This is a genomic window from uncultured Campylobacter sp., assembly GCF_938045595.1.
Taxonomy (GTDB): Bacteria; Campylobacterota; Campylobacteria; order Campylobacterales; family Campylobacteraceae; genus Campylobacter_B.
This window is the reverse complement of the sequence record NZ_CALIBB010000217.1, coordinates 1-7,383: the sequence shown is the minus strand read 5'-3', so window position 1 is coordinate 7,383 and position 7,383 is coordinate 1. Positions and strand designations below refer to the sequence as shown.

12 protein-coding genes are annotated in these 7,383 nt (G+C 34.3%); all 12 read left to right on the top strand.

The features are described from left to right. The first annotated feature begins 2,126 nt into the window (after window positions 1–2,126). The gene (locus Q0340_RS08500; protein ID WP_298082959.1) at window positions 2,127–2,588 is read left to right on the top strand and encodes a hypothetical protein; all 462 of its coding nucleotides are present in this window, start codon (window positions 2,127–2,129) and stop codon (window positions 2,586–2,588) included. 8 nt (window positions 2,589–2,596) lie between these two features. Then, window positions 2,597–2,932 (top strand): hypothetical protein, encoded by a 336-nt coding sequence (locus tag Q0340_RS08495; RefSeq protein WP_298082958.1) that lies wholly within the window; start codon window positions 2,597–2,599, stop codon window positions 2,930–2,932. Window positions 2,933–3,004: 72 nt separating this feature from the next. After that, window positions 3,005–3,391: an Imm41 family immunity protein gene (locus Q0340_RS08490; protein ID WP_298082957.1), complete on the top strand. Its 387-nt coding sequence runs from the start codon at window positions 3,005–3,007 to the stop codon at window positions 3,389–3,391. A 4-nt stretch (window positions 3,392–3,395) separates the two neighbouring features. Beyond that, window positions 3,396–3,875, top strand: coding sequence for an Imm41 family immunity protein (locus Q0340_RS08485; RefSeq protein WP_298082956.1), 480 nt, complete (start codon window positions 3,396–3,398; stop codon window positions 3,873–3,875). Further along, entirely contained in the window at window positions 3,868–4,206 is a 339-nt protein-coding gene (locus tag Q0340_RS08480) for a hypothetical protein (RefSeq protein WP_298082955.1), read from the top strand. The genes Q0340_RS08485 and Q0340_RS08480 overlap by 8 nt, the downstream gene beginning before the upstream one ends. 32 nt (window positions 4,207–4,238) lie before the next feature. Next, window positions 4,239–4,766, top strand: a complete 528-nt coding sequence (locus Q0340_RS08475) for a hypothetical protein (RefSeq protein ID WP_298082954.1) — start codon at window positions 4,239–4,241, stop codon at window positions 4,764–4,766. Between the two features lie 168 nt (window positions 4,767–4,934). Next, the gene (locus Q0340_RS08470) at window positions 4,935–5,246 is read left to right on the top strand and encodes a hypothetical protein (RefSeq protein ID WP_298082953.1); all 312 of its coding nucleotides are present in this window, start codon (window positions 4,935–4,937) and stop codon (window positions 5,244–5,246) included. 23 nt (window positions 5,247–5,269) lie between these two features. Continuing rightward, window positions 5,270–5,830 carry a hypothetical protein gene (locus tag Q0340_RS08465; protein ID WP_298082952.1) on the top strand — a complete coding sequence of 187 codons (561 nt, stop codon included), beginning with the start codon at window positions 5,270–5,272 and terminating at the stop codon, window positions 5,828–5,830. 92 nt (window positions 5,831–5,922) lie between these two features. Further along, on the top strand, window positions 5,923–6,402 hold the full coding sequence (locus Q0340_RS08460) for a hypothetical protein (RefSeq protein ID WP_298082951.1): 480 nt from the start codon (window positions 5,923–5,925) through the stop codon (window positions 6,400–6,402). Window positions 6,403–6,448: 46 nt separating this feature from the next. Beyond that, a complete protein-coding gene (locus Q0340_RS08455; RefSeq protein WP_298082950.1) occupies window positions 6,449–6,739 on the top strand; it encodes a hypothetical protein in 291 nt (96 codons plus the stop codon). A gap of 13 nt (window positions 6,740–6,752) precedes the next feature. Then, on the top strand, window positions 6,753–7,073 hold the full coding sequence (locus Q0340_RS08450; protein ID WP_297988211.1) for a hypothetical protein: 321 nt from the start codon (window positions 6,753–6,755) through the stop codon (window positions 7,071–7,073). Further along, window positions 7,070–7,383 (top strand): hypothetical protein (locus Q0340_RS08445; protein ID WP_298082949.1); only part of this gene is annotated, 314 nt, incomplete at its 3' end. The genes Q0340_RS08450 and Q0340_RS08445, both read left to right, overlap by 4 nt.

Genomic DNA, 7,383 nt, shown 5'->3' with positions numbered 1-7,383 from the left:
GGGTTCTAACATGGTGGCTAGGTTATTTAAAGGGGTTGGGGTTTAAATTTTAAGGAAGGTAAAAGCAAACTAAAGGGATGGCTTCTAGCGAGGTTTTATGCAGTTTGGTTGCAGGGTCTTTTATTCTAAACCTATTGAGAAACTTGCACGCTCTACGAACGCAATAATTCATAAATGCTATAATGCCATAAGGAGCTTAAATTTTATTCTTAAGTATAGAGAATTGAGCCTTAAATCACATTCCTACTATAGATAGCGCCTTTAAGTCTATATGCCATGTGTTTTAGAAATTTCCGGATAAGCGGAAAAATAGTAAAGTAGGAGGGCTAGAGCGAAACCTATCCGCAGTTTGCCATTCTACAGCTTCCGTAATTAGCGCGTGAGCCACCTATAATCTCTTTTAAAAAGCGCTGGCTTTCCCCTCCCTCATATTACTTCATTATCGCTCTTTTCCTAAGCGTTCGCCCTCATTTTAGCGTATTGCTTTCTTTTGGAGTGCTCGCCTTTTTTGACACCAAAGACGAACGCCCGCGAGGATAGGGTTGCGATAGATTTCGATATTTTACACTTAGAGGTTTACTAAGTTGTGCTTCATTGCTTCATTACTTTTACGTGTAGGCTTTGCTAAAAAGCAATGACCTCTATCTTAAAAAAACAGCTCATACCATTTTTTTGTTTTTCGGCTATATTGTTTTCATAAGGTATTTTTTGAAATACCTTATAATGTTTTTACTAAGGAGAAAGAATGTTTTATATGTTAAAAAAGCCTTTAGGCTTTTTGAAGTAACCTTTAAAGTTTATATATTATGGTTTTTCGATGGGTTACGTTATCGGTAATGTTTTTATTGATAAGCTTAAACGCTTATCAAGCATTCTTAATCTTTAGTTCCCCGCTGGCGGTTTGGGGTAATAAGGAAAATCGCAGAGGTGCGTTATAGCTTCGCACATTAATCTAAAAAGCTTCTGTTTTAACTAAATTCTAAAGATGTAACGTCTTTTTGCCCCTAGAGTTTTTTCCCCTAGATAGCCTTCTTCTTCGTTTTATTTATTGCCTAAGTGCATTAAATTTGAAAAAGGGGGCTATCTGAAAAGCCGCGTGGAGGTAGCGCCTCCGTTAAAGGTTACGGGGCTTGCCTCGCTCGTCGCTAGCGGAGCATTTGCTCGTCTGCTACCCGCCGTTGCGATTATTCCTTGTAGGGATATTATTTCATAGGTGGAATTTTCTATATCTAAGTGGATAGGATAAACTTTTATTTCTTTCAGGAGTATTTTTTGCCTAGTACTATATTATAAATAGTATTGATCTTAATATATTTTTATCGCTTGTGGGGATATTATTTGCCAAAGCAGTTCTTTTATCATAGATAGAGCAACCTCTTAGCCTATCCCTTTTAAGGATATTTTATGTGTAGCCTTGCTTTTGATATTTTGGACTTTGCTCTAATAGAACGCTTGAGTATCTAAAGGATATTGAATCTATTTAGGTATAGAAGAGAGATTGAAGTATTGAGGGTGGCAACCCCTCATTTTTTAATCACTCTCCCATATTTTAAAAGTCTTTGGCTATCTTAATACTATACAAGAAAATAGCATAGCTTCCTCTATACTTTTAAAGAAGCCTCTAAGTCTTTAGACTTTTTATCTGTAAATGAAAGTAAAAGAAGAGATTAATAAATTTGAGCTAAGAAGCTTTTAAGATCTTTCTAATATAATCCCCTTGTTCATAAGGACGAAGAAGGCTTTAAGCTTTTATCTATTTTTATTTGTTCTTTGCCTCAAAGAACAAACATCTTACAGATAGGCGCTTAAGGCATTTAGTGAAAATGTATTAAGCGGCCTCCTTAAGATTTTAAACCTTGAGCGCTATAAGGCTTAAGCTAAATTTCTTAAGGTTTGAAACTTCTTAACTCATTTTTGCTTATTATTTAAAGTTTCCTTAAGAGACGACAAATATTTTTATATAGTTTTTTAAAAGACTATATACTGATATTCTGTAATCGAGTGTTCAGGGGAATTCTGAGGGTTGTAAAAATTCAACGCAGGACACCACTTTTATTACTAATTAAATCGTAAATTCTATGATTGATCGTTTATATCTAAAAGCCAAAAATAAGTAAGGATATAAAATGAAATTTTTTCTAATCATACTTAGTATATTTCTTTGTATTTATATTGTTCTTTCGGTGCTAAGTTTTTCACCTTGTGATATTAACGATATGTTGAGGCAAAACTACAATCGTATGGAGCAAAAATGCAGATTAAAATTGATACGACGGGCTAATAATGGCAACAGCGGGGCGCATAGGCGACTTTTCTATTTTTATGAATCTTATTTTTTAGATAGATATTGTGTAGATAAAAAGGCGCAGCAAGAATTAGACAAAGAAGAGCTAAATTTTATTAAAAAATTTCATTCTGGAAATTTAGATCTATGCACAAATAACGACTTTATAGTTGGTTTATTAAAAAAGTGCATTTTGAGGGAGGGAAATTTCACATTGTGTACCGAGCGGATCGGAAAGGAAAAAGAGATTAACATGGATGAAGTCATACATCTATATTACGCGGATAGAAAGCCGAAAGAATAAGAGCTTTCATGAAAAATAAGATTTACTTTATTGCCGCCGTTATAATATTATTTGCGTGGATATTTTATCTATATAAAGAGCAAAGCGCCTCTTGCGATATAAAAGATCTTTTTATGGGCGATACCGAAATAACAAAAGAGTGCAGAATTGCTATAATAAGGCAATTTGAAAAGAATGGTAACCCGCGCGCATATAAGCGATTGAGTTTGGTTTATGGAAAAATTTTAAGCGAAAGACCAACAGAAGAGGTTTTAAATGAGTTAGATCAAGAAGAGATACAATTTTTGAAAAAATTGTATCCCGATTCAGAAATTCTATCTAAAGAGCTATCAAATAGAAAATAATCAATTTTTATAAACGCAAATTCGCCATAAAGATAGCTAAAATTAATAAAGAAATGAAAAAGGCGGTGATTAATGGACTTAGAGCTTTTATACCAAAATTCAACGAATTCTGACAAATTCAGCATCAATTCGTTTGTCGGAAAATTTATCTATCAAAAAACTTGGTCGGATTGCGACTATTGGGAGTTGGATAAAACTTTAATGCAGATTTTGAACTTTTATCATAACAAAACGCTTCCAAGAGAAATTTTCGTCGCAATACTAGCGGTATTTAATGAAGTTATCGGCGTGGAGGACAAATCGGAAATTTATGTAAGCAATATGCTGTACGCGAAAAACAGCGACGGCGTGGTGCCTAGCATATATGATAGATTTGAAAGATTAAAGGTTCTGTGCAACAGCATCGTATTCAAAGAGAAATTTAGCAATAGCGGTTTTTGGTATGTTCCAAAGGATTAATGCAATGAAGGTTGTAAATTTTTATAGAAGTACCGCATTTGATGATAGATATGATGCAAATTCGTTCATAGGTATGATTTTGGATAATAATCTATGGTCCGATGATGAATATTGGAAATTAGAAACCGATTTAAAAAAGATTTTGCGGCATTATAAAAACAAAGAGTTGGACCCAGAAATAATGCAAGGCATTATTTCTATCTCTAATGATATATTTCTAAACGGAAGTTGGCGCGACGTAGATATAGACGCAAAAAGCGAATGTTTTAAAACGTATGAATATCAAGAAGATACAAAGCCAAATATTTTCGATAGATTTCGTCGCATAAAAAGCTTATTGTTGGCAGTTGCATCGGGGGATGAAAATTTCTATAAAATCAAATTTTTCTATGAAAATTGTACGCCGGATTCTTGTGCTAAAAATAGCAAAGACGGCGCGGTAGTTAAAATTCCATTAAAAGGAAATGCGGTTTTAAATGAATAAAAAGACGATTTTAACTATTTTATCGGGAATAGTTGAAGATGGCGATTATATCTCTTTATGGGAGATCGTTTGGGAATTAAATTCTATTAACGTTGCCAATTCGCTTAAAGTGGCGAAAGAAATTTTATTGTTCTTATGCGAGCAAGGGTATATAAGATTGTTTAGTTCAAATTGGGGTTATGATACGGAAATGAAAGAGATACGCGATAAATCTGAAATTTTAAATATTTTAAGGGATGATAAAAATTATGAGCCGGTCGGCGTAAATAGCAAATACTTTGGCGTGACTGAAACGCAGCAAGGAAGAGCTTATTATGCAAAACAATGCTAAAATGCGAAAAACAATAATTTGGACGGTATAAAATGAGAGTAAAAGCGCTTGATTTAAATTTAAGTCCGTACGTCTATTTCTTTAGTAAAGCGGAAGATTTTAGGTTTAAGATTTTTAAAGATTTCCAAACTGCAAGCGGGATAAGATCGCTGGATTTTTATGAGCTTGAGGCGTTTAGCCTAATGAAAAGCACCGAAATCTATGAGACCGACTCTATCGCTAGCACATTAATTCATAATTTTAGTTTATGCGATGAGGATGTAAGAGATATTTTAATAATGCTATTTGGGCAGTTTTATCTAAATAATCTCATAGATACCGACATAAAATATAAAACTAGCGCTAATATAAATTTAAATATGAAGAAATTTGAAGAATGGAAAATTTTAAGAGAAAATTTCTTTTATAATTTAGATAATTTTGTAGCCCGCCCATACGAACCTCTAAAAAATTATACTCGCACAGATAGTGCCTTTTGGGAAGAGCCGAATCGGTGGTGCCACCATAATATGTATATATTTATCGCAGAATGCGGCAAAAATATTATGATGAAATTTTAATTCCGAACCTCTGCAATAAATACAAACACATAGAGGTCGATATCGACGAAGAAGGAAATGTAACTAAGTGGTACGGAATATAAAATTTAGGATAATAAAATGTCAATAAAAGAAAGATTATTGAGAGAATTATGCTGCCTCGCCTCATTGGAATGTCAAGAAAAATATATGCTCAACCCAACAGAGGATAAGTATTTGTTGTGCATAGATTTAATAGGAGACTGCGAGAACGCTTGCAAAATAGCCCTAGTGGAATCAAACAGAATTTATTTCAGCGTAGAGGAGCGTAAAGCGATAGTTAAAATGCTAGATAAATTTGCAGAGTGCGATTCAAAATTTTGGGAAGAAGAGGAAAAGGCTTCTATGACAGACTATGAAGATTTTATATACCACAATAGCACCTTTTGCGGACTACGCGAGTTAGCCCTAAAAACAATTCATATTTTCGGATACGATTTGGATGAGCTCGACTACGATTAAAAGCCTTATAGGGAAAATAGAATATGTATAAGCAAATAAAAGAGCTGTTAGAAAAGAGCGGCATAGAATTGAGCGATGGTTTGAAAGAGAGCGAAATAGACAAAATAGAGCAAATTTATGAGTTTAAATTTCCAAAAAGCCTAAGAGATTTTTTGTCATATACATTGCCTATTTCGGTAGAATTTTATAATTGGAGAGACTTTAGCGATGAAAATATAAAGGAGATAAAGCAGGCTATGAACTACGTCTTTGAGTACTTAAAAAACGATCCTATTGATGAAATTTTTCCAAATGAGAACTATTGGAATACGCAAAAATGGGGTCCGATGCCCGAAGACAAATCTCGCAAGCGAGCCATTATACTAGAAGCAGCCAAAATTGCACCTAAGATTATACCTATATATTCTCATAGATATATGCCGTGTCTTAAATTACCGGATCCGCCGGTCTTATCTATACACTATACCGACGTCATTTATTATGGGAAAAATTTATATGACTACTTTTTGAGAGAATTTAGTAAAAATCCTCTTGAGCCGGTCGGAAAATGCCCGTATGTGCCTTTTTGGTCTGATTTATACTAAAATTTAATAAAGGCGAGTTTGCGTTAATCTATGCTTATTTGATTTTTAGAATTTTAAGAAAATATGCGTTAGCATAGTTGGAGTGAGGAAAAATGATAGAAGTAGTGATTGACTTTGACGAGTTGCAAAAAGACAGAAGATATATTGATGAGTGGCATGATTATTGCCCCAAAGAAATAGAGCATAAGTTATACTCATATTTATCCGAAAAGCTTTCTTTGCCGCTACGTATCGGCCCTGATGCATTCGCGGATTTCTTTTGGTTTCTGCGATTTAAGGAATGGAAAGACTATAGCGAGGAAGAGTGGGAGCGATATAAAGATAAAGACGAGTGGGAAAGCTATAGCGAATATATCGAGGAAAAAGAGGAAAACTCACGATACGGTTTAAAAAATAAGCAAGGCGTTCGAGACGATTTAAAGTTGATTTTCTTAAATTTTAATGCATTTAAGAAAAAATACAGCGATCTGGCTAGGCAGTTGCTAGACGTGATAAAATTTACGCTCTCGGAGACCGCCAAATACCCAGATCACGATGACTTGCTTGATATTCAAATAGAAATTCGAAGCTAGAAGATTATGAGGTAGCAGTGATAAATAAATTTAAGGAAAGTAGCGGATGGTATACGATGATTTGATATTTTTAAATTTATTCCGTAACTATAAAGATGAATTCGCCAAGGCAGGGCGGCATGATTTTATGGTCTATTTAGAAGAGATGGTCAAAGCCGGCGAATATGGTATAGCATTGGAAGATTTTTTGGTTCAAATGTATGAATATGATTTAGAAATTTCCTCTAATGATTTAGATATTGTAAGAAAGTTATGTGAAAATATGAGCATTGATAGTAATTTATGGTCGGTTTTAAGTACTAAGATACCGAGCGACAAAGACAAATTTTTATGCTGAAGAAAAGGCGACAATGAGAGAGAAGCACATTGTAGAGTTATTATCCTCCGCAATCGAAGGAGACGGGATCATATCCGTAGTATTTAAATTTTTCCATATAGATTGGGGATACACGCTAGAGGAGCTCGATCTAATTATAAATTTTGGTATAAAAAATGGCGATCTCCTTATAGAAGATATGCATGATGAAAACAAGCACTACGACAAAATAGATTGGCGGCTAGATAATGTGTATCAAGAGATCGTTATGGTAGATATTTACAAATATATGCCATTGCTATTTTCCAAACATCCGACGGTACCGGATCCTTATAGGCAGTTCATTACGGAATGAAATTTATTAGTTTTGTTCTCATAGTTTTAGTGCTAAATTCAATAGGATCTAATACCGATCTGAAAGGATCATTAATAGCCGCAGGCTACTATGATGAGAGCGGAAATTTTATAGATAACGGCAAGCTTAGATTAAAAACAGATACCCTAACATTCTCAAATTTAAGCAACACCAGATACGACAAATCAAATTCTTTAAGCATAGGGGCAAATTATGCTTTTAAGGATCCTCAACAGGGAGAAGGAGGCGGAAGTAAAGATGGAGGTAGCAAAGCTAGTGATAGTAAGAGCTCCGAAGATAAAAAGAGCAA